Source organism: Geodermatophilus sp. SYSU D00710 (genome assembly GCF_054050195.1).
The window spans coordinates 88705-115119 of record NZ_JBJGYX010000008.1 but is presented as its reverse complement, the minus strand read 5'-3'; the positions used below and the strand labels follow the sequence as shown (position 1 = coordinate 115119).

General features: G+C 75.7%; 27 protein-coding genes and 1 riboswitch. Of the genes, 22 read left to right on the top strand and 5 right to left on the bottom strand.

Annotated elements, in window-relative coordinates; all coding sequences use genetic code 11:
- The first annotated feature begins 89 nt into the window (after positions 1-89).
- The gene (locus ACI78U_RS05960; protein WP_456874363.1) at positions 90-455 is read left to right on the top strand and encodes a hypothetical protein; all 366 of its coding nucleotides are present in this window, start codon (positions 90-92) and stop codon (positions 453-455) included.
- A gap of 46 nt (positions 456-501) precedes the next feature.
- Here ACI78U_RS05960 and ACI78U_RS05955 read toward each other — a convergent pair whose 3' ends face one another.
- Positions 502-714: a hypothetical protein gene (locus ACI78U_RS05955; protein ID WP_456874362.1), complete on the bottom strand. Its 213-nt coding sequence runs from the start codon at positions 712-714 to the stop codon at positions 502-504.
- Positions 715-817: 103 nt separating this feature from the next.
- Between ACI78U_RS05955 and ACI78U_RS05950 the strand changes: the two genes are divergently transcribed.
- On the top strand, positions 818-1267 hold the full coding sequence (locus ACI78U_RS05950; RefSeq protein ID WP_456874361.1) for an Lrp/AsnC family transcriptional regulator: 450 nt from the start codon (positions 818-820) through the stop codon (positions 1265-1267).
- Positions 1260-1580, top strand: coding sequence for a DUF4229 domain-containing protein (locus ACI78U_RS05945; RefSeq protein ID WP_456874360.1), 321 nt, complete (start codon positions 1260-1262; stop codon positions 1578-1580). Before ACI78U_RS05950 ends, ACI78U_RS05945 begins: the two co-directional genes overlap by 8 nt.
- Before the next feature lie 13 nt (positions 1581-1593).
- Here the strand turns inward: ACI78U_RS05945 and ACI78U_RS05940 are convergent, their stop codons facing one another.
- The gene (locus tag ACI78U_RS05940) at positions 1594-2466 is read right to left on the bottom strand and encodes a 1,4-dihydroxy-2-naphthoate polyprenyltransferase (RefSeq protein WP_456874359.1); all 873 of its coding nucleotides are present in this window, start codon (positions 2464-2466) and stop codon (positions 1594-1596) included.
- The gene (gene menE / locus ACI78U_RS05935) at positions 2466-3626 is read right to left on the bottom strand and encodes an o-succinylbenzoate--CoA ligase (protein ID WP_456874358.1); all 1161 of its coding nucleotides are present in this window, start codon (positions 3624-3626) and stop codon (positions 2466-2468) included. The genes ACI78U_RS05940 and menE overlap by 1 nt, the downstream gene beginning before the upstream one ends.
- A 41-nt stretch (positions 3627-3667) precedes the next feature.
- Between menE and ACI78U_RS05930 the strand changes: the two genes are divergently transcribed.
- From ACI78U_RS05930 to ACI78U_RS05920, 3 genes are all read left to right on the top strand, one after another.
- A complete protein-coding gene (locus tag ACI78U_RS05930; RefSeq protein WP_456874357.1) occupies positions 3668-4624 on the top strand; it encodes an o-succinylbenzoate synthase in 957 nt (318 codons plus the stop codon).
- On the top strand, positions 4621-6324 hold the full coding sequence (gene menD / locus ACI78U_RS05925) for a 2-succinyl-5-enolpyruvyl-6-hydroxy-3-cyclohexene-1-carboxylic-acid synthase (RefSeq protein ID WP_456874356.1): 1704 nt from the start codon (positions 4621-4623) through the stop codon (positions 6322-6324). Before ACI78U_RS05930 ends, menD begins: the two co-directional genes overlap by 4 nt.
- Before the next feature lie 331 nt (positions 6325-6655).
- A riboswitch (cyclic di-AMP (ydaO/yuaA leader) is annotated at positions 6656-6824 on the top strand.
- A 4-nt stretch (positions 6825-6828) separates the two neighbouring features.
- Positions 6829-7941 carry a transglycosylase family protein gene (locus ACI78U_RS05920; RefSeq protein ID WP_456874355.1) on the top strand — a complete coding sequence of 371 codons (1113 nt, stop codon included), beginning with the start codon at positions 6829-6831 and terminating at the stop codon, positions 7939-7941.
- A gap of 23 nt (positions 7942-7964) precedes the next feature.
- Here ACI78U_RS05920 and ACI78U_RS05915 read toward each other — a convergent pair whose 3' ends face one another.
- Together ACI78U_RS05915 and ACI78U_RS05910 are read right to left on the bottom strand one after the other, a co-directional pair.
- Positions 7965-8846 (bottom strand): DNA polymerase beta superfamily protein, encoded by an 882-nt coding sequence (locus ACI78U_RS05915; RefSeq protein ID WP_456874354.1) that lies wholly within the window; start codon positions 8844-8846, stop codon positions 7965-7967.
- 47 nt (positions 8847-8893) lie between these two features.
- Positions 8894-10168: an isochorismate synthase gene (locus ACI78U_RS05910; RefSeq protein ID WP_456874353.1), complete on the bottom strand. Its 1275-nt coding sequence runs from the start codon at positions 10166-10168 to the stop codon at positions 8894-8896.
- A 36-nt stretch (positions 10169-10204) separates the two neighbouring features.
- Between ACI78U_RS05910 and ACI78U_RS05905 the strand changes: the two genes are divergently transcribed.
- The 16 genes from ACI78U_RS05905 (at position 10205) to nuoL (ending at position 26405) form a co-directional block, all read left to right on the top strand.
- On the top strand, positions 10205-10924 hold the full coding sequence (locus ACI78U_RS05905; protein ID WP_456874352.1) for a demethylmenaquinone methyltransferase: 720 nt from the start codon (positions 10205-10207) through the stop codon (positions 10922-10924).
- Positions 10925-10967: 43 nt separating this feature from the next.
- On the top strand, positions 10968-11114 hold the full coding sequence (locus ACI78U_RS05900) for a hypothetical protein (RefSeq protein ID WP_170149164.1): 147 nt from the start codon (positions 10968-10970) through the stop codon (positions 11112-11114).
- Between the two features lie 12 nt (positions 11115-11126).
- Positions 11127-11789 carry a phosphoribosyltransferase gene (locus ACI78U_RS05895; protein ID WP_456874351.1) on the top strand — a complete coding sequence of 221 codons (663 nt, stop codon included), beginning with the start codon at positions 11127-11129 and terminating at the stop codon, positions 11787-11789.
- A 98-nt stretch (positions 11790-11887) separates the two neighbouring features.
- Positions 11888-13162 carry a geranylgeranyl reductase family protein gene (locus tag ACI78U_RS05890; RefSeq protein ID WP_456874350.1) on the top strand — a complete coding sequence of 425 codons (1275 nt, stop codon included), beginning with the start codon at positions 11888-11890 and terminating at the stop codon, positions 13160-13162.
- A gap of 155 nt (positions 13163-13317) precedes the next feature.
- Positions 13318-13680: an NADH-quinone oxidoreductase subunit A gene (locus ACI78U_RS05885; protein ID WP_456874349.1), complete on the top strand. Its 363-nt coding sequence runs from the start codon at positions 13318-13320 to the stop codon at positions 13678-13680.
- Between the two features lie 42 nt (positions 13681-13722).
- Complete coding sequence (locus ACI78U_RS05880) at positions 13723-14388, top strand: NuoB/complex I 20 kDa subunit family protein (protein WP_456874348.1); 666 nt, start codon at positions 13723-13725, stop codon at positions 14386-14388.
- Positions 14385-15125, top strand: coding sequence for an NADH-quinone oxidoreductase subunit C (locus tag ACI78U_RS05875; protein ID WP_456874347.1), 741 nt, complete (start codon positions 14385-14387; stop codon positions 15123-15125). Before ACI78U_RS05880 ends, ACI78U_RS05875 begins: the two co-directional genes overlap by 4 nt.
- A complete protein-coding gene (locus ACI78U_RS05870; RefSeq protein WP_456874346.1) occupies positions 15122-16444 on the top strand; it encodes an NADH-quinone oxidoreductase subunit D in 1323 nt (440 codons plus the stop codon). Before ACI78U_RS05875 ends, ACI78U_RS05870 begins: the two co-directional genes overlap by 4 nt.
- Positions 16441-17460: an NADH-quinone oxidoreductase subunit NuoE gene (gene nuoE, locus ACI78U_RS05865; RefSeq protein ID WP_456874345.1), complete on the top strand. Its 1020-nt coding sequence runs from the start codon at positions 16441-16443 to the stop codon at positions 17458-17460. Before ACI78U_RS05870 ends, nuoE begins: the two co-directional genes overlap by 4 nt.
- A 3-nt stretch (positions 17461-17463) precedes the next feature.
- Positions 17464-18792, top strand: coding sequence for an NADH-quinone oxidoreductase subunit NuoF (gene nuoF, locus ACI78U_RS05860; RefSeq protein ID WP_456874344.1), 1329 nt, complete (start codon positions 17464-17466; stop codon positions 18790-18792).
- Positions 18789-21263 (top strand): NADH-quinone oxidoreductase subunit G, encoded by a 2475-nt coding sequence (locus ACI78U_RS05855; protein ID WP_456874343.1) that lies wholly within the window; start codon positions 18789-18791, stop codon positions 21261-21263. Before nuoF ends, ACI78U_RS05855 begins: the two co-directional genes overlap by 4 nt.
- Positions 21260-22771, top strand: a complete 1512-nt coding sequence (nuoH, locus tag ACI78U_RS05850) for an NADH-quinone oxidoreductase subunit NuoH (RefSeq protein ID WP_456874342.1) — start codon at positions 21260-21262, stop codon at positions 22769-22771. The genes ACI78U_RS05855 and nuoH overlap by 4 nt, the downstream gene beginning before the upstream one ends.
- Positions 22764-23402, top strand: coding sequence for an NADH-quinone oxidoreductase subunit NuoI (gene nuoI / locus ACI78U_RS05845; RefSeq protein ID WP_456874341.1), 639 nt, complete (start codon positions 22764-22766; stop codon positions 23400-23402). The genes nuoH and nuoI overlap by 8 nt, the downstream gene beginning before the upstream one ends.
- Positions 23399-24187 carry an NADH-quinone oxidoreductase subunit J gene (locus tag ACI78U_RS05840; protein WP_456874340.1) on the top strand — a complete coding sequence of 263 codons (789 nt, stop codon included), beginning with the start codon at positions 23399-23401 and terminating at the stop codon, positions 24185-24187. Before nuoI ends, ACI78U_RS05840 begins: the two co-directional genes overlap by 4 nt.
- The gene (gene nuoK, locus ACI78U_RS05835; RefSeq protein WP_456874339.1) at positions 24184-24483 is read left to right on the top strand and encodes an NADH-quinone oxidoreductase subunit NuoK; all 300 of its coding nucleotides are present in this window, start codon (positions 24184-24186) and stop codon (positions 24481-24483) included. Before ACI78U_RS05840 ends, nuoK begins: the two co-directional genes overlap by 4 nt.
- A gap of 17 nt (positions 24484-24500) precedes the next feature.
- Positions 24501-26405 carry an NADH-quinone oxidoreductase subunit L gene (nuoL, locus tag ACI78U_RS05830; RefSeq protein ID WP_456874338.1) on the top strand — a complete coding sequence of 635 codons (1905 nt, stop codon included), beginning with the start codon at positions 24501-24503 and terminating at the stop codon, positions 26403-26405.
- Positions 26406-26415: the final 10 nt, after the last annotated feature.

Sequence of the window (26415 nt, the reverse complement as noted above, 5' to 3'; positions counted from 1 at the left end):
TGGGGGGTGCGGACCGCCACGGCGGGGGTCGCGTGCTCCACTTGACGCCATGACCGCACGCACGGGGGGCTCACGCACAGGAGGCTGCTGTGGGTAGGCACACCGCCGCCGACGACGCCGGCACAGACCCGATCGTCGCCGCGGCACTCGCCCGCCAGGAACCCGCGGCCGCGCTCACCCGTCACGCCTCCGCTGCCGACGAGGGCACCGATGAGGGCACCGAGAGCGGCCTGGGCTGGCCCGGGGACACCACCACCGGCGGCGGGCTGGGCTGGCCCGGGTCCCTGGACGAGGTCCTCCGCGAGACCGCCCGGATGGACGCCGTCCCCGACGTCCCCCCGGCCGGAGCGGCCGGCGACGTCGCCTCGGACGAGGCCGGTCCCGAGGCGGGGGCGGAGCCCGGCGCGCCGACCCGGCGCGGCTGGCGGCGGGTGTTCGGCGGCTCCGCCGCCTAGGAGCCGTGCACTCCGCGGAAGTGCACGAAGGGGGGCGTCGCGAGGGTCAGGCGGGGGAGCCGTCGTCGCGGCGGACGCGGCGGCCGAGCTCGCGCAGGAACTCCGGGTCGTCGTCGGGAGCCACCGGACGGGTGGCACGCGACGGGCGCGGGCGGCGGGCCGGCCGCGGCGGGCGCACGGCACCGCCGGCGGCGGCGGTCGCCCGCAGGACCAGCACGACCACGGCCACGGCGACCACCAGCAGCACCACGAACGCCACCTGGCGCACCCCCTCGGATCGGGCCTCACCGCCACTGTACGACCGCTGGGATACTGGCGGTGCGGCGCGGGACGCGCGCCCGCGCAGACCCCGCCCCGTCCGGATGGAGCCCGACATCGACGCCGTCGACCGGCAACTGATCGACCTGCTGCGCGCCAACGGCCGGGCCAGCTACGCCGAGCTCGCCCGCCAGGTCGGCCTGTCCGCCCCCGCAGTGCACGAGCGGGTCGGCAAGCTCGAGGCGGCCGGGACCATCACCGGCTACCGCGCGGTCGTCGACCCCGTCGCGCTCGGGCTCGACGTCACCGCGCTGGTCGGCGTCATCGAGAGCGACTCGGTCGACGACAACGGCGTCGAGGCGGCGCTGCGCGCGATGCCCGAGGTGGAGGACTGCTGGCGGGTGGCCGGCAGCGAGGCCTTCGTGCTCAAGGTGCGGGTGACCGACATCCCGGCACTGGAGGCGGCGATCAACGCGTTGAACCGGATCGAGGGCGTCGCCCGGACCCGCACCACCGTGGTGCTGTCGACGAAGTGGGAGGGCCGTCATGGCTGAGCAGGAGCGCACGCCGGTCACGCCGGTGGGCCCGGACGGGCGGCCCGCGGTGCGGCCGAGGGTGCTGCCCTGGCTGCTCGTGCACACCATCGGGCGGCTGGGTGTCTTCGCGCTGCTGACCGTGGTGCTGTGGATGGTGGGCCTCGACCTCTGGTCGGGCCTGCTGTTCGGCCTGCTGCTGTCGATGCCGGTGTCGTACTTCCTGCTGCGGCGTTCCCGCGAGCAGCTCAGCGTCGCGCTGGTCATGCGGTCGGAGGAGAAGCGCCGCGCCAAGGAGGAGTTCCGCGCCCGGCTCTCCGGCGACGCCGCCTGACCCGCGGAGGGGGTCAGCCCGACAGGGCGAGGCCGGCGGCGAGCAGCACCCCGGTGGCCAGCGTGAGCAGCCCGGTGGCCTGCAGCGCCGCGATGAGCGCCGGCCCGCGGCCACCCGAGAGCACGACCCGCGACGGCGGCACCGCCAGCGGGGCGGCCAGCAGCGCCAGCAGGGCCCACGGCCGGACGACGCCGATCGCGACGACGACGGCGAACGCCCCGGCCAGCAGCCCGACGTAGAGCAGGCGGGTGGCACGCTCGCCCAGCAGCACGGCCAGCGTCCGCTTGCCCACGACCGCGTCCCCGGCGATGTCGCGCAGGTTGTTGACCACCAGCAGCGCCACCGACAGCAGCCCGACGGGCACCGCGGCCGCCAGCGCCAGCCCCTCGATCCGGCCGGTCTGCGCGAACGTCGTCCCCGCGACGGCGACCAGGCCGAAGAACACGAAGACGAACACCTCGCCCAGCGCCCGGTAGCCGTAGGGGAGCGGGCCGCCGGTGTAGGTCCACGCGGCCGCGATGCAGACCGCCCCGACGGCGACCAGCCACCAGCTCGACAGCGCGGCCAGCACCAGCCCGGCGACGCCCGCGACGGTGAAGGCGAGCAGCGCGGCGGCGAGCACCCGCCGAGCCGGCGCGGCGCCCGAGCCCACCAGCCGCATCGGGCCGACCCGGTCGGCGTCGGTGCCGCGCTTCCCGTCGGAGTAGTCGTTGGCGTAGTTCACGGCCACCTGCAGGGCGAGGGCGACCAGCAGCGCCAGCAGCGCCGGCACGGGCCGGAAGCCGTCGAGCGCAGCGGCGGCGCCGGTGCCCACGAGCACGGGCGCCAGGGCCGCGGGCAGGGTGCGCGGCCGGGCGCCGGCCACCCACTGCGCGGGCGTGGCCATCAGCGGCGACCGGCCAGCGCGGCCGCCAGGCCGCGGCGGTCGGGCTTGCCGGTGTGCAGGGTGGGCACCGCGTCGACCAGGTGCAGCTCCCGCGGGGCGCTGGGTCCGCCGAGCCGCTGCGCCACCCACGGCCGCAGCGTCGCGAGGTCCGGGCTGGTCCCCGCGGCCGGGACGACGGCGGCCACCACCCGCTGCCCCCACTCCTCGTCGGGCCGGCCGAAGACGACGGCGTCGGCGACGTCGGGGTGCTCGCGCAGCACGCCCTCGACCGCCTGCGGCGCGACGTTCACCCCGCCGCTGACCACCACGTCGTCGAGTCGGCCGGTGACGGTCAGCCGCCCGTCCGGCCCGGTCGACCCCGCGTCGCGGGTGCGGAACCAGCCGCCGGCGAAGGCCTCCGCCGTCGCGCCCGGGTCGCGGCGGTAGCCCAGCGCCAGCACGGGACCGGCGACGGCGACTGCGCCCGTTCCGCCGGGTCCTGCGGCACCGTCCTCGACCCGGACCCGGACGCCGTCGAGCGGGACGCCGTCGTAGACGCAGCCGCCGCACGTCTCGGTCATCCCGTAGGTGGTCACCACGGCCACCCCCTCCCGGCGGGCCCGGGCCAGCAGGGCGGGGTCGGTGGCCGCGCCGCCCACCAGGACGGCGTCGAGGGCGCGCAGCGCGCCGGGCTCCGAGTCGAGGTACCGGCGCAGCTGGGTGGGCACCAGCGAGGCGTACCGGCGGCCGGCGGGCATCCGCGCGACCGCGGCGGCGAGGGGCTCGCCCGGCTCGAGGACCGTGGGCGCGGTGCCGGCCAGGGCCGACCGGACCAGCACCTGCAGCCCGGCGACCGCCGACACCGGCAGCGCGAGCAGCCAGGCGCCGGGTCCGCCGAGCCGGTCGGCGGTGGCGCCGGCCGAGGCCCGCAGCGCCGCCGCGGACAGCAGCACCCCGCGGCCGCCGCCGGTGGACCCGGAGGTGACGACGACGACGTCGGCGCCGTCCTCCAGCGGCTCGGCCGGCGCGAGGACCGCGCGGGCGGCCGCGGCGGCGGGACCCGACGGGAGGACGGCCACCGGCGGACCGCCGTCGAGGGCCGCGCGGACGGCGGGCAGCACGGTGCGCAGCACGTCGTCGGGATCGTCCGGCGCGGGGAGGACGGTCAGCTGCCGGGGCACGTCGAACCAGGGTACGAGGCGCGCGATCTACGCTGGCGGGCGTGATCACCGCCGCCCTCCCGCCGGGGATCGAGGAGGCGGCGGTGTGGTCGGTGCCGATGCGCACCCGCTTCCGCGGCATCGACGTGCGCGACGGCGTCCTGGTGCGCGGCCCGGCCGGCTGGGGCGAGTTCTCCCCCTTCTGGGACTACGGCACCGTCGAGAGCCGCCGCTGGTGGCCGGCCGCGGCGGAGGCCGCGCTGGAGGGCTGGCCGGCGCCGCTGCGCGACGCGGTGCCGGTGAACGTGACCGTGCCCGCGGTGGGTCCCGAGCGGGCGCGCGCGATCGTGGTGGCGTCGGGCTGCCGGACGGCGAAGGTCAAGGTGGCCGAGCCCGGGCAGACGCCGGCCGACGACCTCGCCCGCGTGGAGGCCGTCCGCGACGCGCTCGGTCCGTCCGGCGCGCTCCGGGTCGACGCCAACGCCGCCTGGGACGTCGACACCGCGGCGGCCCGCATCCGGGAGCTCGACCGGGTGGGCCTCGAGTACGTCGAGCAGCCGTGCGCGACGCTCGACGAGCTGTGCGCGCTGCGCCGGCGGATCGACGTCCGGATCGCCGCCGACGAGGCCGTCCGGCGCGCCGGCGACCCGCTCACGGTCGACCTGCGCGGGGCCTGCGACGTCGTCGTCCTCAAGGTGCAGCCGCTGGGCGGCGTGCGCGCGGCGCTGCGGGTCGCCGAGGCGCACGGATTGCCGTGCGTCGTGTCCTCGGCCCTGGAGTCCTCGGTGGGCCTCGCGGCGGGCGTCGCGCTGGCCGCCGCGCTGCCCGAGCTGCCCTTCGCCTGCGGCCTGGCCACCGGGGCGCTGCTCGACGGCGACGTGACCGGCGATCCGCTGGTGCCCGTCGACGGCACGCTGCCGGTGCGGGCGGTGGTGCCCGACCGGCGGGCCGCCGTGGCCCCGCCGGACGACGTGACCGCCCGGTGGTCGGCGCGGCTCACCGCGGTGCTCGCCGCGTGAACCCCTCCACCGCGCTGGCCCGCGTGCTGGTCGACGAGCTGGTCCGCGGCGGGGTCCGCGACGCCGTCCTCGCCCCCGGCTCGCGCTCTGCCCCGGTCGCGCTCGCGCTCGCCGCCGCCGAGCGGGCCGGCGCCGTGCGGCTGCACGTGCGCATCGACGAGCGGACCGCCTCCTTCCTCGCCCTCGGCCTGGCGCGCGCCTCCGGCCGCCCGGTGCCGGTGCTCACCACCTCCGGGACGGCGACCGCGCACCTGCACGCCGCGGTGCTCGAGGCCGACGTCAGCGGCGTCCCGCTGCTCGCGCTCACCGCCGACCGGCCGCCGGAGCTGCGGTCCACCGGTGCCAACCAGACGATCGAGCAGCCCGGCCTCTACGGCGGCGCGGTGCGCTGGGCGGCCGACGTCGGGGTGCCCGAGGCCGGGCGGGAGGCCGCGCAGAACCGCTACTGGCGCTCGGTGGTGTCGCGGGCGCTGCTGTCGGCCACCGGCGCCTTGTCAGGCGACCCCGGCCCCGTGCAGCTGAACCTGCCCTTCCGGGACCCGCTGCTGCCCGACGGGGAGCCCGGCCCGCTCGATGGCCCGTGGGCCGGTCGCGCCGGCGGTGCCCCGTGGACGGCCGGGGCGCCCGCGCCCGTCCCGGCCGGTCCGGTCGGGGACGGGCCGCGCACCCTCGTGGTGGCCGGCGACGGACCGCCCGCGGCCGGCCGGGCCTGGGCCGCCGGGGCCGCTGCTTCGGGCTGGCCGGTGGTCGCCGAGCCCAGCGGCGGAGCGTGGACCGGCGACGCCGTCCGCGGCGGGGCGCTGCTGCTCGGCGTCCCCGCCTGGCTGGACGCGCACCGGCCCGAGCGGGTCGTGGTGGTCGGCCGGCCCACGCTGTCGCGGCCGGTGTCGGCGCTGCTCGCCGACCCGCGGGTGCGGGTCGAGACGGTCGCGGCGACCCCGCGCTGGCCCGACGCGGGCCGGTCGAGCGCGCTGGTCTCGCGGGCCGCCCCGCCCGCCGGGCCGCCGTCGGACCCCGGCCGGGCCGGGAACCGGTCCGGGGCGTGGGCCGGGGCCTGGTCCGACGCCGCCGCCCGCGTCGGGACCGCCGTCGACGCGCTGCTCGACGCCGCGCCGGGCCTCACCGCCGCCCGCCTGGCCCGCGACGTCGTCGCCGCGCTGCCGGCCGGGGCGCTGCTGGTGCTCGGCTCCTCGACGCCGGTGCGCGACGTCGACCGCCTGGCCGTGCCGCGCGGCGACGTCGCCGTGCTGGCCAACCGCGGGGTGGCCGGCATCGACGGGACCGTCTCGACCGCGGTCGGGGCGGCGCTGGCGCACGGCGGCCCGACGGTGGCGCTCCTGGGCGACCTGACGTTCCTGCACGACCTGCAGGGCCTGCTCACCGGCGAGGGCGAGCCGCGTCCGGACCTCACGCTCGTCGTCCCGGACAACGACGGCGGCGGGATCTTCGCCCAGCTCGAGCCCGGCCGGGCGGCGTACGCGCGCGACTACCGGCGGGTGTTCGGGACGCCGCACGGGCGCGACCTGGCAGCGGTCGCGCAGGCGCTGGGCTGGACGGCGACGGCGGTCTCCTCGGCCGGCGAGCTGCCGGCCGCGCTGGCGGCGGGCGGGCCGCGGGTCGTCGTCGTCCGCACCGACCAGCGCGCCGAGGCCGACCTCGCCGTCGCGCTCCGGGACGCCGCCGCCCACGCCCTCGGCTGACCGGGCGGACGGGCGGTGGAGGACCGGTCCGTCCGGTGGCGTCCATCACCAGGCGACGTGCCCGCAGGGTCCCGGAGGACCGGTCGCCGGGGCCGCGCCGGACCACGTGGACCGGGGGGGCGAGGGTCCGGTGACCAGCGCGTTCCCCACTCCCGACCCGCTGGCGCCGCAGGCGGTCGGTTGGTCACGGCAGCGTCACGCGCTACCCCACGTGTCCCCTCCTAATCGGACTGTGACCGGCGACACAGCGACAGTTGCCATGACCGTAGGTAGCTTTTTGGCTGCGCTCAGCAGAACGGAGCGCGGCGCCGGTCCGCCAAACCCTGCCCACCGGTCGTCCACACCAACACCCAGGGCAGGGGTGGGGGACCCACTTCCGGCGCGCGACGGCCCACGGGGGCCGGACCCGAACGCGCCTCGGGGTGAAGCCGCGGACCGCGGCCGGGCACCGATCGCCCGAACCCGACAGCTCACCTCGCCGGCGGTGATCGGGAGATCATCACCATGCCCAAGCACCGCGCACCCCGCTACGTCCGCACCAAGAAGGTCATCGCCCGGGCCCCTGTCGCCGCCGGCGCCACCGTCGTCGGTCTCGGCGTCCTCAGCTCCCCGGCCTCCGCCTCCACCAGCCACGACTGGACCGACGTCGCCCAGTGCGAGTCCAGCGGCAACTGGAGCATCAACACCGGCAACGGCTACTACGGCGGCCTGCAGTTCAGCCAGTCCACCTGGGCCGGCTTCGGCGGCACCGAGCTCGCCGCCCGCGCCGACCTGGCCACCCCCGCCCAGCAGATCGAGATCGCCGAGCGCGTCCTCGAGGGCCAGGGCATCGGCGCCTGGCCGAGCTGCGGCAAGTACCTGACCGAGGGCACCACCGCGGCCGCCGCCGAGGCGCCCACCGCCCCCGCTCCCGCCGCCGAGGCACCCGCCCCGGCCGCCGAGGCCGGTCACTCCCACGACCACGCCGACGACGCCGCCACCGAGGACTACACCGTCCGCTGGGGCGACACCGTGAAGAAGATCGCCGCCGCCCACCAGCAGAGCTGGCGCGAGCTCTACGAGCGCAACGTCGACGTCATCGGCGGCAACCCGAACCGGATCTACCCCGGTCAGGTGCTCGCCGTCAGCGGCGCGGCCCCGGCCGAGGCCGCTCCGGCCCCGGAGGCCCCCGCCGCGACCGCCTCCGCCGGCGAGTCCGCCCCCGCGCCCGCGGTGGCCCCGCTGGCCGAGGTCGCCCCGCAGGTCGCCTCCGCGATCGCGTCGATCACCAACAGCGCCGGCCCGGTCAAGGCGGTCGTGCAGGCCGCCGCGAACGCCGTCGTGAGCAACGTGCCGGGCGCCGCCGACATCACCCTCGGCGGTACGCGCGGCAGCGCGGTCGACCCGAACGGGCACCCGTCGGGCCTGGCGCTGGACTACATGGTCATGACCGACAACGCCCTCGGTGACGCCATCGCCCAGTACCACGTCGACCACTGGGACGAGCTCGGCGTCGAGTACGTCATCTGGGAGCAGCGGATCCTGACCTCGCCCGACGGCGCGTGGAAGGCGATGGCCGACCGCGGCAGCGTGACCGCGAACCACCACGACCACGTGCACGTGAACTACGTGGGCTGATCCCCACCCCCGACGAGGGCCCGTCAGCGGCCGCGAGCCGTCCAGTGGGCGAGGTACGAGCGGTGCAGCCACGCGTCCACCCAGGCGCGGTCGGGCGCGGCCGGCACGGCCGGGCTGTCGCGCAGCGCCAGCAGCCGGGCCTCGGCGTCGTCGACCGCGGCGACCACCTCGGCCAGCGGTACCTCGCCCCGGCGGATGCTCCGCAGGTACGTGCGGTGGGGCTCGGGCACCGGCAGGGTGATCCGGCCGGTCGTCAGCAGCTCCACCCCCTGGATGCCCAGCCGCAGCGCGTGCATCGCGTACTTGACGTCGAACCCGTGCGCGGCGACGAGTTCAGGACGGTTCGTGTGCGCGCCGGCTGCGCCGGTCATCGCCGCCCGCTGGCCCCTCAGGTAGCCGAGGAAGCGGTCGGCGGCCACGCGGGAGACGAACCGGTCGGCGTGCGCCACCAGGTCCGCGCCCGCGGCCTCGCGGACGACGACCTCCTCGTCCGGCACGAACAGCAGCAGCAGGACGGTGGGGTTGCCGCCCAGCGCCAGCCGCGCCCACTTCCGCGCCGCGTACACCACGACGTCGAGGTCGCCGGCGCCCGACCGGTTGGCGAGCCCGCCGGGGCGGTCCCACGCGGTGTGCCGGTGGTACTGCTCGAACGGCACGGTCACCGTCGTCGAGAGCCCGGCGGGCACGCGCGCGGTGCCGGTGACGTACTCGGGCGGCTCGAGGCAGATGCCCATCTCGTCGCGGTCGTCCTGCCCCGTCACCAACGTGCCGTGCACGCCGGACCCCACCTGCGCGCGGAGGATCGTCCCCTGCTCGGCGATCTCCCGCGCCCGCGCCGAGGCGTGCGGGTGGTCGAAGGGCGACGGGAGCGAGCGGTCGCCGGCGATGGTCGGGACGGCGGTCACCGGGCCACCCAACCAGCCCGGAGGCCGGCCGCCGACCCGTTTCCGGCTCAGCTCTCCAGGGCGGCCTGGAACGCGGCGAACTTCGACTGGGTCTCGGCGAGCTCGGCCGCGGGGTCGGAGCCCGCGACGATGCCGCACCCGGCGAACAGCCGCGCGGTGCACGGGTCGTCCTCGCCGAGCCGGGCGCAGCGCAGGGCCAGGCCGAACTCACCGTCGCCGCGGGCGTCGAGCCAGCCGACCGGTCCGGCGTAGCGGCCGCGGTCCATGCCCTCGAGCTCGGCGATCAGCGCGGTGGCCACGTCGGGCGGCGTGCCGCCCACCGCGGCGGTCGGGTGCACCGCCTCGACCAGCTCCAGCAACCCGGCGCGCCCGCGCGCGCCCGAGCGCCGCTGCGTGCCGGCGACGTCGGTGACCAGGTGTCGCACGTTCGCCAGCGTCAGCAGCGACGGGGCCTCCGGCACCGAGAGGGCGGTGCAGAACGGGTCGAGCGCCCGCACCAGCGAGTCGACGGCGAGGGCGTGTTCGGCGCGGTCCTTGGCGCTGCTCATCAGCCCGGTTGCCAGCCGCTCGTCGTCGGCGCCCGCGCCCCGCGGGGCGGTGCCGGCCAGCACCCGCGCCGACAGCTGCCGCCCGGTGCGGCGCAGCAGCAGCTCGGGGGTGGCGCCGAGCAGCCCGTCGACGGCGAAGGTCCAGCAGTCGGGGAAGCGAGAGGCCAGCCGGTCGAGCAGCCGGCGGGCGTCCAGCGGCACGTCGGCGGTGACCAGCAGGTCGCGGGCGAGCACCACCTTGGCGAGGTCGCCGTCGTCGATCCGGCGCACGGCGGCGGCGACCGCGCCGCACCAGGACGCGGGGTCGAGGGCCCCGTCGGCGTAGCGCAGCCGGGTGGGCGCGGCGGACGGCGGAGCGGGGTCGCCGGCCGGCACCTCGCGGGGGTCGGCGTCGCCGGTGGTGGTCAGCCAGGTGACCCCGTCGCGCCGGCCGACGACGACCTCCGGGACCACGAACACCGACGTCCCGGCCGTGGGGTCGAAGGCGACGCTGGCGAAGACCACCGGTCCCGAGCCGGGGACGCCCACCGCGTCGTCGACCGCGAGCGCGGCGCTGCGCGCGGCCCACCAGGCCGCCGCCTCGGCCAGCGCGCCGGGACCGGAGACCTCGAGCCGGTCGGCCTCGCCCCAGCCCACCAGCCCCTCGCCGCGGCGGACCCAGGACAGCGCGCCGTCGCGGGGCAGCATGCCCAGCAGGTCGGGGGAGTCGGGCAGTGCCACCGTGGTGACCGCGGGCGCGGCGGCGTCCGGGGAGGTCACCGCCGCGGCTGTCACGCTCCCCAGCGTAGGCAGCCCGGTAGCGTCGGCGCCGTGGCGGACCGGCGAGACAGCGCACACACCGCCGGACGGCGGGCCGGGCTGGACAAGCAGCCGCACGAGGTCGCGGCCATGTTCGACGGCGTCGCGCGCCGCTACGACCTCACCAACACCGTGCTCTCCGGGGGCCGCGACGCCGCCTGGCGGCGCGCCACCCGCGAGGCGCTGGACGCCCGGCCGGGCGACGTCGTCCTCGACGTCGCCGCCGGCACCGCGGTGTCCACCGTCGAGCTGGCCGCCGGCGGGGTGCACGCCATCGCCTGCGACTTCTCCCAGGGCATGCTGCGCGCCGGCGCCGCCCGGCCGGTCCCGAAGATCGCCGGCGACGCGATGGCGCTGCCGCTGGCCGACGCGAGCGTCGACGGACTGGTGATCTCCTTCGGGCTGCGCAACGTCGCCGACCCCGACGCCGCCCTGCGCGAGTTCGCCCGGGTGGTCCGCCCGGGCGGCCGGCTCGTCGTCTGCGAGTTCTCCAGCCCCACCTGGCGCCCGTTCCGCACCCTCTACACCGAGTACCTGATGCGGGCGCTGCCGCGGATCGCGCGCGCGGTGAGCAGCAACCCCGACGCCTACGTGTACCTGGCCGAGTCGATCCGGGCCTGGCCCGACCAGCCGGCGCTGGCTGCGCGCATCCGGGCCGCCGGGTGGGCCGACGTCGAGTGGCGCGACCTCACCGGCGGCATCGTCGCCCTGCACCGCGCCCGCCGCCCGTAGCGGACCAGGACCGGAGGGTGGCCCAGCGGACTACCGTCCGGTCATGACGACACCGACGCCGATGCCCGAGCCGCCCGGTCCCTCGCCGTCGCCGGTCGACCCGATCTCCCCGCCGTCGCCGGCCCCGCTGCCGCAGCCGAGCCCCACCGACCCGACCGCCCCGCCGCCGACCGGCCCGCAGCCGGTCTGACCGGACTGCGCGGTGGACGGGCCGCCGTTCGCCGACCGGCGCGACGCCGGCCGGCGACTCGGCGCGCGCCTGGCCGATCCCGCCCGCGACGCGGCCGTGCGGCTCGGCCCGGACGCCCTGGTCCTGGGCCTGCCCCGCGGGGGCGTGCTGGTCGCCGCCGAGGTCGCCGCGGCGCTCGGCGCGGAGCTCGACGTGGTCGCCGTCCGCAAGCTCGGCGTGCCCCGGCGCCCCGAGCTGGCCATGGGCGCGATCGCCGCCGTGGGCGACGCGGTGGAGAGCGTCGGCGTCGAGGCCGTCCTGGCCCGGGTCGACGTCGACGGCGAGGCCGCCGCCGAGGTCCACCGCGCCGAGCTCGCCGAGCTGCACCGCCGCCGGTCGGCCTACCGCGGCGACCGCCCGCCGCCGGTCCTCACCGGACGCACCGTGGTCCTCGTCGACGACGGCCTGGCCACCGGCGCCACGATGCGGGCGGCGCTGGCCGCCGTCCGCGGGGCCGGCGCGGCCGCCGTCGTCGTCGCCGTTCCGGTCGGCCCGCCGGCGCTGTGCGCCGAGCTGGAGGCCGACGAGGTCGTCTGCCTGGTCACGCCGCAGCCCTTCGGCGCGGTGGGGCGCTGGTACGACGACTTCGGCCAGACCACGGACGACGAGGTCCGGGCGGCCCTGGGGCAGGCATAGGAGGCGATGCGCACGTCCCCCCGGCTCCGGACGTGCGGAAAGCTTCCACTGCCTGGAGGTCGCCGCCGACCGCAGCCGAGCACCGAGGGGGACACCGCGTGACGAGTCCGACCGACGGGGGCAGTGCCGACGTCGTCGTGGTGGGCGCGGGCCCGGCGGGGTCGGCCGCGGCCTGGGCGCTGGCCACCGCCGGACTCGACGCGGTGCTGCTGGAGAAGGCCCGCTTCCCGCGCGAGAAGGTCTGCGGCGACGGGCTCACCCCCCGCGCGGTCAAGGCGCTCGACGACATGGGCGTCGACACCTCGCCGGCGGGCGGCTGGGTCCGGCACCGCGGCCTGCGGGTCTTCGGCGGCGGAGAGGTGGTCGAGGTCGACTGGCCGCGGCTGTCCTCCTGGCCCGACTTCGGCCTCATCCGGGCGCGCCGGGACCTGGACCCGGTGCTGGCCGCGCACGCCGTGGCCGCCGGTGCCCGGCTCGAGCAGGAGGTCACGGTCACCGACCCGCTGCTCGACGACGCCGGGCGGGTCGTGGGCGTGCGCGCCCAGGCCGGCCCGGAGCGGGAGCCGGTCACCTGGCGGGCGCCGCTGGTGGTCTCCGCCGAGGGGCTCTCGGGCCGGCTGGCCAAGGCCATCGGCCTGGCCCGCCGCGAGGACCGCCCGCTGGGCGTCGCCGTCCGCCGCTACGTCGAGACGCCGCGCGGCGAGGACCCCTACCTCGACATCTCCTTCGACCTCTCCGCCGAGGGCCCCACCGCCGACTCGATGCCCGGCTACGGCTGGTCGTTCGGCATGGGCGACGGCACGGCCAACGTCGGTTTCGGCCTGCTCGACACCCGCCGCGGCGGGGACGCCGACGCCCGCTCCGTGCTGCGCCGCTGGGTGGCCACGCTCCCCGCGGAGTGGCAGCTGGGCGAGGAGCACGCGGTCACCCCGCTGCGCGGCGCCGGCCTGCCCATGGCGCTGGCCCGTGGCCCCGCCTACACCCGCGGGCTGCTGCTGGCCGGCGACACCGCCGGGGTGGTCAACCCGTTCAACGGCGAGGGGATCAGCTACGCGCTGGAGACCGGCCGGATGGCGGGCGAGACCGCCGTCGAGGCGCTCGCCGCACCCGAGGGTCCGGCCCGCGAGGCGGTGCTGCGCCGCTACCCGCGGCGGCTGCAGGAGGAGTACGGCCGCCACCACCGCCTGGGCACGGCGTTCCTCGCGCTGCTCGACCGGCCCGGCCTGGTCCGGTTCGCCACCGCGCACGGGCTCCGGCGGCCGGCGATGGTGAACGCGGCGCTGCGGCTCATGGGCAACCTCTCCGACGGTCGCGACGGCGACCGCTTCGACCGGGTGGTCGCGGTGCTCACCCGCCTGACGCCGTCCGTGTGAGCCGTGCGGCGGCGCGGACCGTGACCGGACCGTGACCCCCAGAAGTGAACTCACTCACCCCCCGCGCTTCCGATCGCGAGTCGCGCGGCATAGGCTCGTGGCGACGACCTTGTGAAGTTTTTCACAAGCGCACGAGCACGTGAGGGGAGGCGCCGGTGCTCTCGACCTACGTCCCGATCGTGGGCCTGTTCGCGCTGGCCGCGGCCTTCGCGCTGTTCTCGGTGGCGGTCGCGCCGTTCGTCGGCCCGCGCCGCTACAACCGGGCCAAGCTCGAGGCCTACGAGTGCGGCATCGAGCCGGTCGACCAGCCGCTGCACGGCGGCCGGTTCCCGGTGAAGTACTACCTGACGGCGATGATCTTCATCGTCTTCGACATCGAGATCGTCTTCCTCTACCCCTGGGCCGTCGCCAACGACGCGCTCGGCGTCTTCGGCCTGGTCGAGATGGTCGTGTTCATCGCCACCGTCTTCATCGCCTACGTCTACGTGTGGCGCCGCGGCGGCCTGGACTGGGACTGAGAGTGGGACGGACGGTCACGACCCCGACGGCGAGGAGCTGAGATGGGTCTCGAGGAGAAGCTGCCCAGCGGCTTCCTGCTGACCTCGGTCGAGAAGCTGGTCAACTGGACGCGGAAGTCCTCGTTGTGGCCGGCCACCTTCGGCCTGGCCTGCTGCGCCATCGAGATGATGGCCACCGGCGCCGGCCGGTACGACCTCGCGCGCTTCGGCATGGAGGTCTTCCGCGCCTCCCCGCGCCAGGCCGACCTGATGATCGTCGCCGGCCGGGTGAGCCAGAAGATGGCGCCGGTCCTGCGGCAGATCTACGACCAGATGCCCGAGCCGCGCTGGGTGCTCGCCATGGGCGTGTGCGCCAGCTCCGGCGGGATGTTCAACAACTACGCGGTGGTGCAGGGCGTCGACCACGTCGTCCCCGTCGACATGTACCTGCCCGGCTGCCCGCCGCGCCCGGAGATGCTGATGGACGCCATCCTCAAGCTCCACCACAAGATCCAGAACGAGCCGCTCGGCGAGCGGCGCGCCCGGCAGCTCGAGCGCGACCGCGCCGAGGGCCGCGCCCACGACCTGCTGGTCGAGATGCCCTCCACCGTGCGGGTGGACAAGGCGGCGCGGCGCGCCTACGAGGAGGCGGCGGCCGCCGGCCGGGCCGGCCAGTTCCTCATCGAGCGGCGCGGCGGGCACGTGATCGAGCCGGAGAAGACCCGGTGACCGGCCCCGGTGACCGCTCCGGCCGCGACGAGGCGGCCGAGGGCGCCTACGCGGCGAGCGGCGGCTTCCGCAAGGGCGCGTTCGGCGTCTCCGGCAGCGGCGACACCTCCGGCTTCGGCGGGCTGGTGCGGGTCGAGCCGGGCGGCGCGGTGGCGCTGCACTCCACCGAGCGCCCCTACGGCGGCTGGTTCGACGAGGTGACCGACGCGCTCGTCGAGGCGGTCGGCGAGGCCACCTACGCGGCCGCGGTGCAGCGGGTGCTGGTCGACCGCGGCGAGATCACCTACTTCGTCGCCCGCGAGCACCTGCTCACCCTGGTGCGGGCGCTGCGCGACGACGACGCGCTGCGCTTCGAGCTGTGCAGCAGCGTCTCCGGCGTCGACTACCTCGACAGCGGCGGCCCGGCGGCCGGTCCCGGCCGGCCGCGGCTGCACGTCGTCCACCACCTGACCTCGATGACCTTCCGGCGGCGGATCCGGCTGGAGGTCGCCGTGACGGCCGAGGACCCGCACGTGCCGTCGGTGACGTCGGTGTACCCGACGGCGGACTGGCACGAGCGGGAGACCTACGACATGTTCGGCGTCGTCTTCGACGGGCACCCGGCGCTGACCCGGATCCTCATGCCCGATGACTGGGACGGCCACCCCCAGCGCAAGGACTACCCCCTCGGCGGCGTGCCCGTGGAGTACCACGGCGCCACGATCCCGCCCCCTGACACCCGGCGGGCCTACCGATGAGCACCACCTACGACCCCTACGCCGGCTCCCGCGAGACCACCGAGGGCCGGGTCTACACCGTCACCGGCGGCGACTGGGACCAGACCCTCGGCGTCGACCTCTCCGGCGAGGAGCGCCTCGTCGTCAACATGGGGCCCCAGCACCCCTCGACGCACGGCGTGCTGCGGCTGGTCCTCGACCTCGAGGGCGAGACGGTGACCAAGGCGCGGGTGGTCATCGGCTACCTGCACACCGGCATCGAGAAGAACGTCGAGTACCGCAACTGGGTGCAGGGCACCACCTTCGTGACGCGGATGGACTACCTGTCCCCGCTGTTCAACGAGGCCGGCTACTGCATGGCCGTCGAGAAGCTGCTCGGCATCGAGGTGCCGCAGCGCGCGCAGACCATCCGCGTGCTGGTCATGGAGATCAACCGGATCGCCTCGCACCTGGTCGGCCTGGCCACCGGCGGGATGGAGCTCGGCGCGCTCACCGGCATGACCAACGGATTCCGCGAGCGGGAGCTGTGCCTCGACCTGCTCGAGGAGATCACCGGGCTGCGGATGAACCACGCCTACATCCGCCCCGGCGGGGTGGCGCAGGACCTGCCGCCCGGGGTCGAGGACTCGATCCGTGAGTGGCTCGCGGTCATGCCCGAGCGGCTGGCCGGCTACCACCGGCTGCTCACCGGCCAGCCGATCTGGCAGCGCCGGCTCAAGGACGTCGGCTACCTCGACGTCACCGGCTGCGTGGCCCTCGGCGTCACCGGCCCGGTGCTGCGCGCCGCCGGGCTGCCGTGGGACCTGCGCAAGGTGGAGCCCTACCTCGGCTACGAGACCTACGACTTCGAGGTCCCGACGGCCGACACCTCCGACGCGTGGGGCCGCTACCTGGTCCGCATGGCCGAGATGTTCGAGTCGCTGAAGATCGTCGAGCAGGCCCTCGACCGCCTCGAGCCCGGCCCGGTCATGGTCGAGGACAAGAAGATCGCCTGGCCGGCGCAGCTGTCGCTCGGCGCCGACGGGCTGGGCAACTCCCTCGACCACGTCCGGCACATCATGGGCACCTCGATGGAGGCCCTGATCCACCACTTCAAGCTGGTCACCGAGGGGTTCCGGGTGCCGGCCGGGCAGGTCTACGTCCCGGTCGAGTCCCCCCGCGGGGAGCTCGGCTACCACGTGGTCAGCGACGGCAGCACCCGGCCGTGGCGCGTCCACGTGCGCGACCCCAGCTTCGTGAACCTGCAGGCCACCGCGGCGATGAGCGAGGGCGGCATGATCGCCGACGTCATCGCCGCGATCGCCTCGATCGACCCGGTGATGGGAGGTGTCGACCGGTGAGTTCCCTTCCCGGGTCGGCGGAGGGGGCGGCGACGACGGGGCTGGTCGACAGCCCGGTCGAGCCGGCGCCGGCCGACCTGCCGCCGCTGACCGAGCAGACCCGGCTCGAGGCGCGGGCGATCACGTCCCGCTACCCGCAGCCGCGCTCGGCGCTGCTGCCGATGCTGCACCTGGTGCAGAGCTACCAGGGCTACGTCAGCCCCGAGGGCATCGCGCTGTGCGCCGAGGAGCTCGGCCTGACCCGCGCCGAGGTGGGCGCGGTCGCGACCTTCTACACGATGTACAAGCGCCGGCCGACCGGCCGGCACCTGGTCAGCGTCTGCACCAACACGCTGTGCGCCGTCCTGGGCGGGCAGCGGATCATGGACGCGTTGTCGGCGGACCTCGGCGTCCACCACGACGAGACGGCGGCCGACGGCTCGGTCACCCTCGAGCACGCCGAGTGCCTGGCCGCCTGCGACTACGCGCCCGTGGTCACCGTCGACTACGAGTTCTACGACCAGCAGGACGTCGAGAGCGCCCGCGCCCTGGTCGCCGCCCTGCGCCGGGGCGAGAAGCCGCACCCCACCCGTGGCGCGCCGCTCACCGACTTCCGCGGCGTCTCCCGCCAGCTGGCCGGCTTCTCCCAGCACGCCGACGCCGGGGCCGCGCGCGCCGCCGTCGACGCCGAGGGGCAGTGGGAGCCGACGCTGGCCGGTGTCCGGCTGGCCGCCGAGCGCGGCGAGACCGCCCCGCCGATGACCGGCCCCGAGCCCCAGCCGGACGACGCCGGGGAGCCCGCGCAGACGGTCACCCCCTCGGGCCGGACCGGCCAGACGCCGGAGGAGGAGGCCGCCGACGCCCGCGTCGCCGCCGCCGACACCCCCGCTGAGCGGGCCGGCGCCGCCGAGACCCACCCCGACCGCGGGACCGAGTACGGCCGGAGGACCCCCGGCGGCTCCCGTCCCGCACCCGACACCCCCGCGGGCACCGAGCCGGGCACCTCCGGCCAGGGCCCTGCCACCCGGGAGGCCTGACCCGTGCCGCTCACCCCCGTCCTCACCTCGCGCTGGGGCGCCGACCAGCCGTGGCGGCTGTCCACCTACGAGTCCCTCGACGGCTACGCCGCGCTGCGCACCGCGCTGACCATGGAGCCCGACGAGCTGGTCTCGCTGGTCAAGGAGTCCGGCCTGCGCGGCCGCGGCGGCGCCGGGTTCCCCACCGGCATGAAGTGGAGCTTCATCCCCCAGCCCAAGCCGGGGGAGACACCCACCGGTCCGGCCGCGCTGCCCAAGTACCTGGTGGTCAACGCCGACGAGGGCGAGCCGGGCACCTGCAAGGACCTGCCGCTGATGATGACCGACCCGCACTCGCTCATCGAGGGCGTGATCATCTCGGCGTACGCCATCCGTTGCCGGTTCGCCGTCATCTACGTGCGCGGTGAGGCGGTGCACGCCCACCGCCGGCTGGTGTCGGCCGTCGAGGAGGCCTACGCGGCCGGCTACCTGGGCAGCGACGTCCTCGGCTCGGGCTGGGGCCTGGACCTGGTCGTGCACGCCGGCGCCGGGGCCTACATCTGCGGCGAGGAGACGGCGCTGCTGGACTCCCTCGAGGGCTACCGCGGTCAGCCGCGGCTCAAGCCGCCGTTCCCCGCCGTCGCCGGGCTCTACGGGGCCCCGACGGTCATCAACAACGTCGAGACCCTGGCCACCGTGCCCTTCGTCGTGCGCGGCGGCGCGGAGTGGTTCAAGCAGTTCGGGCCGGAGAAGTCGCCCGGCCCGAAGATCTTCTCGCTGTCGGGCCGGGTGACCCGTCCCGGCCAGTACGAGGCCCCGATGGGCACCACCATGCGGGAGCTGCTGGAGATGGCCGGCGGCGTGCGCGCCGGGCACGAGCTGAAGTTCTGGACGCCGGGCGGCTCGTCGACGCCGTACTTCACCGCCGAGCACCTCGACGTCCCGCTCGACTTCGACTCGGTGGCCGCCGCCGGCTCCATGCTCGGCACCACCGCCCTCATGGTGTTCGACGAGACCGACTCGATCGTCGAGGCCACGCTGCGCTTCACCGAGTTCTACGCACACGAGAGCTGCGGCAAGTGCACCCCGTGCCGCGAGGGGACCTACTGGCTGGTGCAGGTGCTGCAGCGGCTGGTCGACGGCCGGGGCACCGCGGCCGACCTCGACCTGCTCACCGACACCTGCGACAACATCCTCGGCCGGTCGTTCTGCGCCCTCGGTGACGGCGCGACCAGCTGCATCACCAGCTCGCTCCAGTACTTCCGCGACGACTACGTCGCCCTGCTGCCGCCCGAGGAGCAGGCCCGCCTGGGCCGCTCCCTGCGCCTCGAGCCCGTCGGAGTCGCCTCGTGACCGTCACACCGGTCTCCCCCGAGCCCGCGGCGGCCGTGCCGCCCGGTGTCCCCGGGCCGCACACCCCGCCCGACGCCGTCCACTGCACCATCGACGGCTTCGACGTCGCGGTGCCCAAGGGGACGCTGATCATCCGGGCCGCCGAGATGGTCGGCATCCAGATCCCCCGGTTCTGCGACCACCCGCTGCTCGACCCGGTGGGCGCCTGCCGGCAGTGCCTGGTCGAGGTGGAGGGCCAGCGCAAGCCGGTGGCCTCCTGCACCATGCCGGTCACCGACGGGATGGCGGTCAAGACCCAGCTGACCAGCGCGGTCGCCGACAAGGCGCAGCAGGGCACGATGGAGCTGCTGCTCATCAACCACCCGCTGGACTGCCCGGTCTGCGACAAGGGCGGCGAGTGCCCGCTGCAGAACCAGGCGATGAGCAACGGCCGTGCGGAGTCCCGCTTCGTCGACGTCAAGCGGACCTATCCCAAGCCGCTGCCGATCAGCACGGAGATCCTGCTCGACCGCGAGCGGTGCGTGCTCTGCGCCCGCTGCACCCGGTTCTCCCAGCAGGTGGCCGGCGACCCGTTCATCGAGCTGTTCGAGCGGGGGGCGCTCGAGCAGGTCGCCGTCGCCGAGGACGAGCCGTTCTCCTCCTACTTCTCGGGCAACACGACGCAGATCTGCCCGGTCGGGGCGCTCACCAGCGCCCAGTACCGGTTCCGCTCGCGGCCCTTCGACCTGCGCAGCGAGCCCTCGGTGTGCGAGCACTGCGCCTCGGGCTGCGCGATGCGCACCGACTACCGGCGCGGCAAGGTCATGCGCCGGCTGGCGGGGGAGGACCCCGCGGTCAACGAGGAGTGGACCTGCGACAAGGGCCGCTTCGCGTTCCGCTACGCCGCCACCAACGACCGGCTGGGCACGCCGATGGTGCGCCGTGACGGGGTGCTCGAGCCGGCCTCCTGGCCGGAGGCCTGGGCCGCGGCGGCCGAGGGGCTGCGCGCCGCCCGGGCCGCGGGCGGCGTCGGTGTGCTGCCCGGCGGACGGCTGACGGTCGAGGACGCCTACGCCTACGCCAAGTTCGCCCGCGTGGCGCTGGGCAGCAACGACGTCGACGCCCGTGCCCGGGCGCACTCCCCGGAGGAGCAGGCCTTCCTCGCCGCGCACGTCGCGGGCACCGGCCCCGGCCGGGGCGCGGTCACCTACGACGACCTCGCCGCCGCGCCCGCCGTGCTGCTGGCCGGGTTCGAGCCGGAGGAGGAGTCGCCGATCGTCTTCCTCCGCCTGCGCAAGGCGGTCCGCAAGGGCTCGCTCACCGTGTACGACCTGGCGCCGTTCGCCACCCGCGCGGCGCAGAAGCTCCAGGCCACCGTGCTGGTCACCCGGCCCGGCGACGAGGCCCGCGCGCTGGTCGCGCTGGCCGAGGGCAGCTGGGGCGGCCCGGCGGTCGAGGCGCTGCGGCAGCCCGGCGCGGTGGTCCTGGTCGGCGAGCGGCTGGCGGAGGTGCCCGGCGCGTTCAGCGCGGTCGCCGCGCTGGCCCGCGCCACCGGCGCCCGGCCGGCCTGGGTGCCGCGGCGGGCCGGGGAGCGCGGCGCGGTCGAGGTCGGCGCGCTGCCCGGGCTGCTGCCCGGCGGCCGGCCGGTCGACGACCCCGTCGCCCGGGCCGAGGTGGCCACGCTGTGGGGCGTCGACCCCGTCGACCTGCCCGCCGTCCCCGGGCGGGACACCACCGGCATCCTGACCGCGGTCCGCGACGGCCGGCTGGCCGGACTCGTGGTCGGCGGCGTCGACCCGGCCGACCTGCCCGACCCCGCGCTGGCCGCGGCGGCGCTGGCCGCGGCGGCGTTCGTGGTCAGCCTCGAGCAGCGGCCCACCGCCGTCACCGAGCACGCCGACGTCGTCCTGCCGGTCGCCGCGGCCGCGGAGAAGGCCGGCAGCTACCTCGACTGGGAGGGCCGGGTCCGCCCGTTCGACGCCATGCTGCACGGCACCGGGCAACTGCCCGACGTCCGGGTGCTGCACGGCCTGGCCGAGTACCTCGACGTCGACCTGCGGCTGCCCGAGCCCACGGCCGCCCGCGCCGAGCTCACGGCGCTGGGGGCCACCGGCGCCCGCGCCGACGAGACCGGCCTCGACGTCCCCCCTGTCGTCGTGCCAGAGCCGGCCGACGGCGAGGCGCTGCTGGCCTCCTGGCGCATGCTGCTCGACGTCGGCACGCTGCAGCGCGACGAACCCGAGCTCGCCGGCACCGCCCGCCCGCCGGTGGCCCGGCTCGCTCCGGACGCCGCCGCGCGCCTCGGCCTGGCCGACGGCGACCTGCTGACCGTCACCGGCTCCACCGGGTCGGTGACCCTGCCGGTGCTGCTGACCGAGATGCCCGACGGCGTGGTGTGGCTGCCGATGCGCTCGCCCGGCAGCGAGGTGCGCGCCGGCCTCGGCACCGCGCCGGGCGCCCTCGTCCGGCTCAGCGCGGGAGGTGTCGCGTGACCCTGCTCGCCGCCGCCGACCAGCCGACGCTCGAGGACTTCGGGCAGGACGTCTGGTGGATCGTCCTGATCAAGATCGTCGGCGTCTTCGCCGTGCTCGTGCTGATGACGCTGTTCGCCATCGTCTTCGAGCGCAAGGTCGTCGCCCGCATGCAGCAGCGGCTGGGCCCCAACCGGGTCGGCCCCCGCGGCTCGCTGCAGAGCCTCGCCGACGGGCTGAAGCTGGCGTTCAAGGAAGACATCATGCCGGCGCTCGCGGACAAGCCGGTGTACTTCCTGGCGCCGGTCATCTCCGCCGTCCCGGCGTTCCTGGCCTTCTCGGTCATCCCGCTCGGCCCGACGGTCAGCATCTTCGGCGAGCGCACCCCGCTGCAGCTCACCGACGCTCCCATCGGCGTGCTCGTCGTGCTGGCCTGCTCGGCGATGGGCGTCTACGGCATCGTGCTGGCCGGCTGGGCGTCGGGCTCGACCTATCCGCTGCTCGGCGGGCTGCGCAGCGCCGCGCAGATGGTCAGCTACGAGATCGCCATGGGCCTGTCGATCGTCGCGGTGTTCCTCTACGCCGGCTCGATGTCGACCTCGGAGATCGTCGCGGCCCAGGCCGACGGCCCCCCGCTGTCGTTCTTCGGCCTGGAGTTCACCGGCCCCGGCTGGTTCGGGATCCTGCTCCCGGTCAGCTTCGTCATCTACGTGATCGCCGTCGTCGGCGAGACCAACCGGGCGCCCTTCGACCTCCCCGAGGCCGAGAGCGAGCTGGTCGGCGGCTTCCACACCGAGTACACGTCGCTGAAGTTCGCGCTGTTCTTCCTCGCCGAGTACATCAACATGGTCACCGTCTCCGCGCTGGCCGCGACGCTGTTCCTCGGCGGCTGGCGGGCGCCGTGGCCGCTGTCCATCTGGGACGGCGCCAACTCCGGCTGGTGGCCGCTGCTGTGGTTCTTCCTCAAGGTCGCCGCGGCGCTGTTCGTCTTCATCTGGCTGCGCGGCACCCTGCCCCGGCTGCGCTACGACCAGTTCATGCGGTTCGGCTGGAAGGTCCTGGTGCCGACGGCGCTGGTCTGGATCCTCGCCGTCGCCACCATGCGCACCGTCTCCCGCGAGACCGACCTGTCCACCGGCCAGGTGGCCGTCTTCGTCGGCGTGCCGATCGCCCTGCTCGTGCTCATCGGCCTCTCGCTGGCCAGCCGCGCCAGCAACCGCGACACCCGGCTCATGGCCGCCGACGCCGCCGCCGGCGGGGTCCACGCCACCGATCCCGACCCCGACCCCGAGGTGCTGCCCCCGGCCGGGCCGCGCCACCGCCCGGCCCGGCGCACCGGACCCGCCCGCGCCGAGGGCGGGTTCCCGGTGCCACCGATGGACCTCACCGTGCCGCCCTCGCCGCGGTTGCGCCGCACCGAGCCGGTGGGCGCCCGCCCCGAGGGCGGCGTGGTCAGCAGCGGCCGCCGTGCCACCGGCGGCAGCAGGGGCAGCACCGCGACCAGCGCACAGGAGGACTCCGATGTCTGAGCGGACCCCCGCGGGGGCCACCCCGGCCCGGCGCGGCGGTGGCGAGGTGGAGCGGGCCGGCCGGGACACCGGCGCGCCCGCGGCCCGCCGCAGCCTGCTGCCGGCACCCGGTCAGGGCTTCGGCGTCACCTTCGCCCAGATGTTCAAGAAGGTGACCACCGAGCAGTACCCCGAGACCCCGAAGGTCACCAAGCCGCGCTACCACGGCCGGCACGTGCTCAACCGGCACCCCGACGGGCTGGAGAAGTGCGTCGGCTGCGAGCTGTGCGCCTGGGCCTGCCCGGCCGACGCGATCTACGTCGAGGGCGGCGACAACACCGAGGACGCCCGGTACTCGCCCGGGGAGCGGTACGGCGCGGTCTACCAGATCAACTACCTGCGCTGCATCTTCTGCGGGCTGTGCATCGAGGCCTGCCCGACCCGCTCGCTGACCATGAGCAACGACTTCGAGCTCGCCGACGACGACCGCCGCGACCTGATCTACACCAAGGAGCAGCTCATGGCCCCGCTCCTGCCGGGGATGGAGGCCCCGCCGCACCCGATGCGCCTCGGGGACGACGAGAAGGCCTACTACGTGCGCGAGCCCCAGCAGGGGTCGGCCGCCGAGCCGGTCACGGCGGAGCGGGCATGACCGACGTCGCCATCGGGACCGGCGAGGCCGTCGTCTTCTGGGTCCTCGGGCCGGTCGCGCTCGCCGGGGCGCTCGGGATGGTGTTCAGCCGCAACGCCGTGCACTCCGCGCTGTGGCTGGTCAACACGATGCTCGCGCTGGGCGTCTTCTACGTCGTCCAGTCCGCGCCGTTCCTCGGGGCGGTGCAGATCATCGTCTACACCGGCGCGATCATGATCCTGTTCCTGTTCGTCCTCATGATGGTCGGCCGCGACTCGTCGGACTCCGTCGTCGAGACCCTGCGCGGGCAGCGGGTCGCGGCCACGGTGCTCGGCGTGGGCTTCGCCGGGCTGGTGGGCGCCGGCATCGCCCGCGCCACCCAGGACACCCCCGTCGAGGGCCTCGGTGACGCCGGCGGCGCGGGCAACATCCAGACGATCGCCGAGGTGCTGTTCACCCGCTACCTGCTGGCCTTCGAGGTCACCAGCGCGCTGCTCATCACCGCCGCCGTCGGTGCGATGGTGCTCGCCCACATCGAGCGCGAGCCCGGCAGCCGGCAGACGCAGAAGGAGCTCTCCCGCGCCCGGTTCCTCACCGACCGGCCGCAGACCCTGCCCGGCCCGGGTGTCTTCGCGCGGGCCAACTCCGTGGCCACCGGCGCGCTGCTCCCCGACGGCCGCACCGCCGAGGACAGCCTGGCCACCGGCATCGAGCCCCGGGAGGTCGAGCAGATGCCCCGCCCCACCGGCCGTGCCCAGCTGGGCAGCCCCGACGCCGCGCTCGGCACGACGGACGACCCGCGATGAGCCTCACGCACTACCTGGTGCTCGCCGCGATCCTGTTCACCATCGGCGCGGTCGGCGTGCTGGTGCGGCGCAACGCGATCGTCGTCTTCATGTGCATCGAGCTGATGCTCAACTCGGTGAACCTGACGCTGGTCACCTTCGCCCGGGCCACCGGCACCATCGACGGCCAGATCATGGCGTTCTTCGTCATGGTCGTCGCCGCCGCCGAGGTCGTCGTCGGCCTGGCCATCATCATGTCGATCTACCGGACCCGCCGGTCGGCGTCGGTCGACGACGCCAACCTGCTCAAGTACTGACGGGAGCCGGCATCCCCATGGACACCGTCGCGGCCGAGGGCCTGCTGTCCGCCTCCTGGCTGGTGATCGCCCTGCCGCTGCTCGGCGCCGCGGTGCTGCTGCTCGGCGGCCGGCGCACCGACGCCTGGGGCCACCTGCTGGGGACGGCGACCGTCGTGGTCTCGTTCGTCCTCGCGCTGCTGTGCACCGTGCAGCTGGCCGGCCTCGAGGAGCGCTCGGTCGACGCCGAGCTGTTCACCTTCGTCTCCGCCGGGTCGCTCGACGTCAGCGCCGGGCTGCTGGTCGACCCGCTGTCGGCGGCCTTCATGCTGCTGATCACCGGCGTGGGTGCGCTCATCCACGTCTACTCGATCGGCTACATGGCGCACGACCCGCGCCGCCGCCGGTTCTTCGCCTACCTCAACCTGTTCGTCGCCGCGATGCTGCTGCTCGTCCTCGGCGACAACTACGTGGCCCTCTACGTCGGGTGGGAGGGCGTGGGCCTGGCCTCCTACCTGCTCATCGCCTTCTGGCACGAGCGCCCGTCGGCGGCCACCGCCGCCAAGAAGGCGTTCATCATGAACCGGGTCGGCGACGTCGGCCTGGCCCTGGCGATCTTCGTCATGTTCGCCCAGCTGGGGACGGTGTCCTACGAGGGCGTCTTCGGCGAGGTGGGGGCGCTGGCCGGCGGCACGCTGACGGCGCTGGGCCTGCTCCTGCTGCTCGGGGCGTGCGGCAAGTCCGGCCAGGTCCCGCTGCAGGCGTGGCTCCCCGACGCCATGGAGGGCCCGACGCCGGTCTCGGCGCTCATCCACGCCGCGACGATGGTCACCGCCGGGGTCTACCTCATCGCCCGCTCCGCGCCGATCTACGACCTGACGCCCACCGCCCGCGCCGTCGTGCTGGCCGTCGGGGCGATCACCCTGCTCTACGGCGCGATCGTGGGCTGCGCGTACGACGACATCAAGAAGGTCCTCGCGTACTCCACGGTCAGCCAGATCGGCTACATGTTCCTGGCCGTCGGCCTCGGCCCGGTCGGCTACGCCGCGGCGATCGCCCACCTGCTCACCCACGGCTTCTTCAAGGCCGGGCTGTTCCTCGGCGCCGGGTCGGTCATGCACGCCATGGACGACCAGGTCGACATGCGCCGCTTCGGCGGGTTGGCGCGACGGCTGCCGATCACCTTCGTCACGTTCGGCCTGGGCTACCTGGCGCTGATCGGCTTCCCGTTCCTGTCGGGGTACTGGACCAAGGACGCGATCATCGAGGCCGCCCTCGACCGCGGCGACTGGTCGGGGTGGCTGCTCGGCGGCGTCGCCGTCCTCGGTGCCGGGCTGACCGCCTTCTACATGACCCGGCTGATGATCATGACCTTCTTCGGCCGCCCCCGGTGGACCGACGGCGTCCACCCGCACGAGTCGCCGACCGTCATGACCGCGCCGATGGTGGTGCTGGCCGTCGGCTCGGTGGCCGCCGGGTTCCTGCTGGTGCAGGTCTTCCCGCTGGAGGGCTGGTTCGAGCCGGTGTTCGGCGAGCCGGCGGAGGCCGAGCACGTGGTCGCGCCGGCCGTCGTCGGGATCGTGGTCACCGCGGTGATGGCCCTCGGGGTGCTCGCCGCGTGGCTGTTCGTGGGCCGTCGCGAGGTGCCCGAGGTCGCCCCGGCCCGCGTCTCGCCGGTGGTGCGGGCGGCGCGCCGGGCGCTCTACGCCGACGCGGTCAACGAGTCGCTGTTCATGCGGCCGGGTCAGTGGCTCACCCGCGCGCTGGTGTGGGTGGACAACCGCGGGGTCGACGGCGCGGTGAACGGCCTGGCCGCCACGCTCGGCGGCTCGTCGTCGCGGCTGGGCCGGGCGCAGACCGGCTTCGTCCGGTCCTACGCGCTCGGGATGCTCGGCGGCGCGGTCGTCGTGGCCGGGGCGCTGCTGGCGGTGACGGCCGGGTGAGCGGGCTGCG

Excerpts from the sequence above, each read along its gene's own strand:
- nuoK (WP_456874339.1), top strand. The coding sequence starts at position 24,184 with ATGAGCCTCACGCACTACCTGGTGCTCGCCGCGATCCTGTTCACCATC.
- ACI78U_RS05950 (WP_456874361.1), top strand. The coding sequence starts at position 818 with ATGGAGCCCGACATCGACGCCGTCGACCGGCAACTGATCGACCTGCTG.
- ACI78U_RS05940 (WP_456874359.1), bottom strand. The coding sequence starts at position 2,466 with ATGGCCACGCCCGCGCAGTGGGTGGCCGGCGCCCGGCCGCGCACCCTG.
- ACI78U_RS05880 (WP_456874348.1), top strand. The coding sequence starts at position 13,723 with ATGGGTCTCGAGGAGAAGCTGCCCAGCGGCTTCCTGCTGACCTCGGTC.
- ACI78U_RS05920 (WP_456874355.1), top strand. The coding sequence starts at position 6,829 with ATGCCCAAGCACCGCGCACCCCGCTACGTCCGCACCAAGAAGGTCATC.
- ACI78U_RS05840 (WP_456874340.1), top strand. The coding sequence starts at position 23,399 with ATGACCGACGTCGCCATCGGGACCGGCGAGGCCGTCGTCTTCTGGGTC.
- nuoI (WP_456874341.1), top strand. The coding sequence starts at position 22,764 with ATGTCTGAGCGGACCCCCGCGGGGGCCACCCCGGCCCGGCGCGGCGGT.
- ACI78U_RS05945 (WP_456874360.1), top strand. The coding sequence starts at position 1,260 with ATGGCTGAGCAGGAGCGCACGCCGGTCACGCCGGTGGGCCCGGACGGG.
- nuoL (WP_456874338.1), top strand. The coding sequence starts at position 24,501 with ATGGACACCGTCGCGGCCGAGGGCCTGCTGTCCGCCTCCTGGCTGGTG.
- ACI78U_RS05870 (WP_456874346.1), top strand. The coding sequence starts at position 15,122 with ATGAGCACCACCTACGACCCCTACGCCGGCTCCCGCGAGACCACCGAG.
- ACI78U_RS05900 (WP_170149164.1), top strand. The coding sequence starts at position 10,968 with ATGACGACACCGACGCCGATGCCCGAGCCGCCCGGTCCCTCGCCGTCG.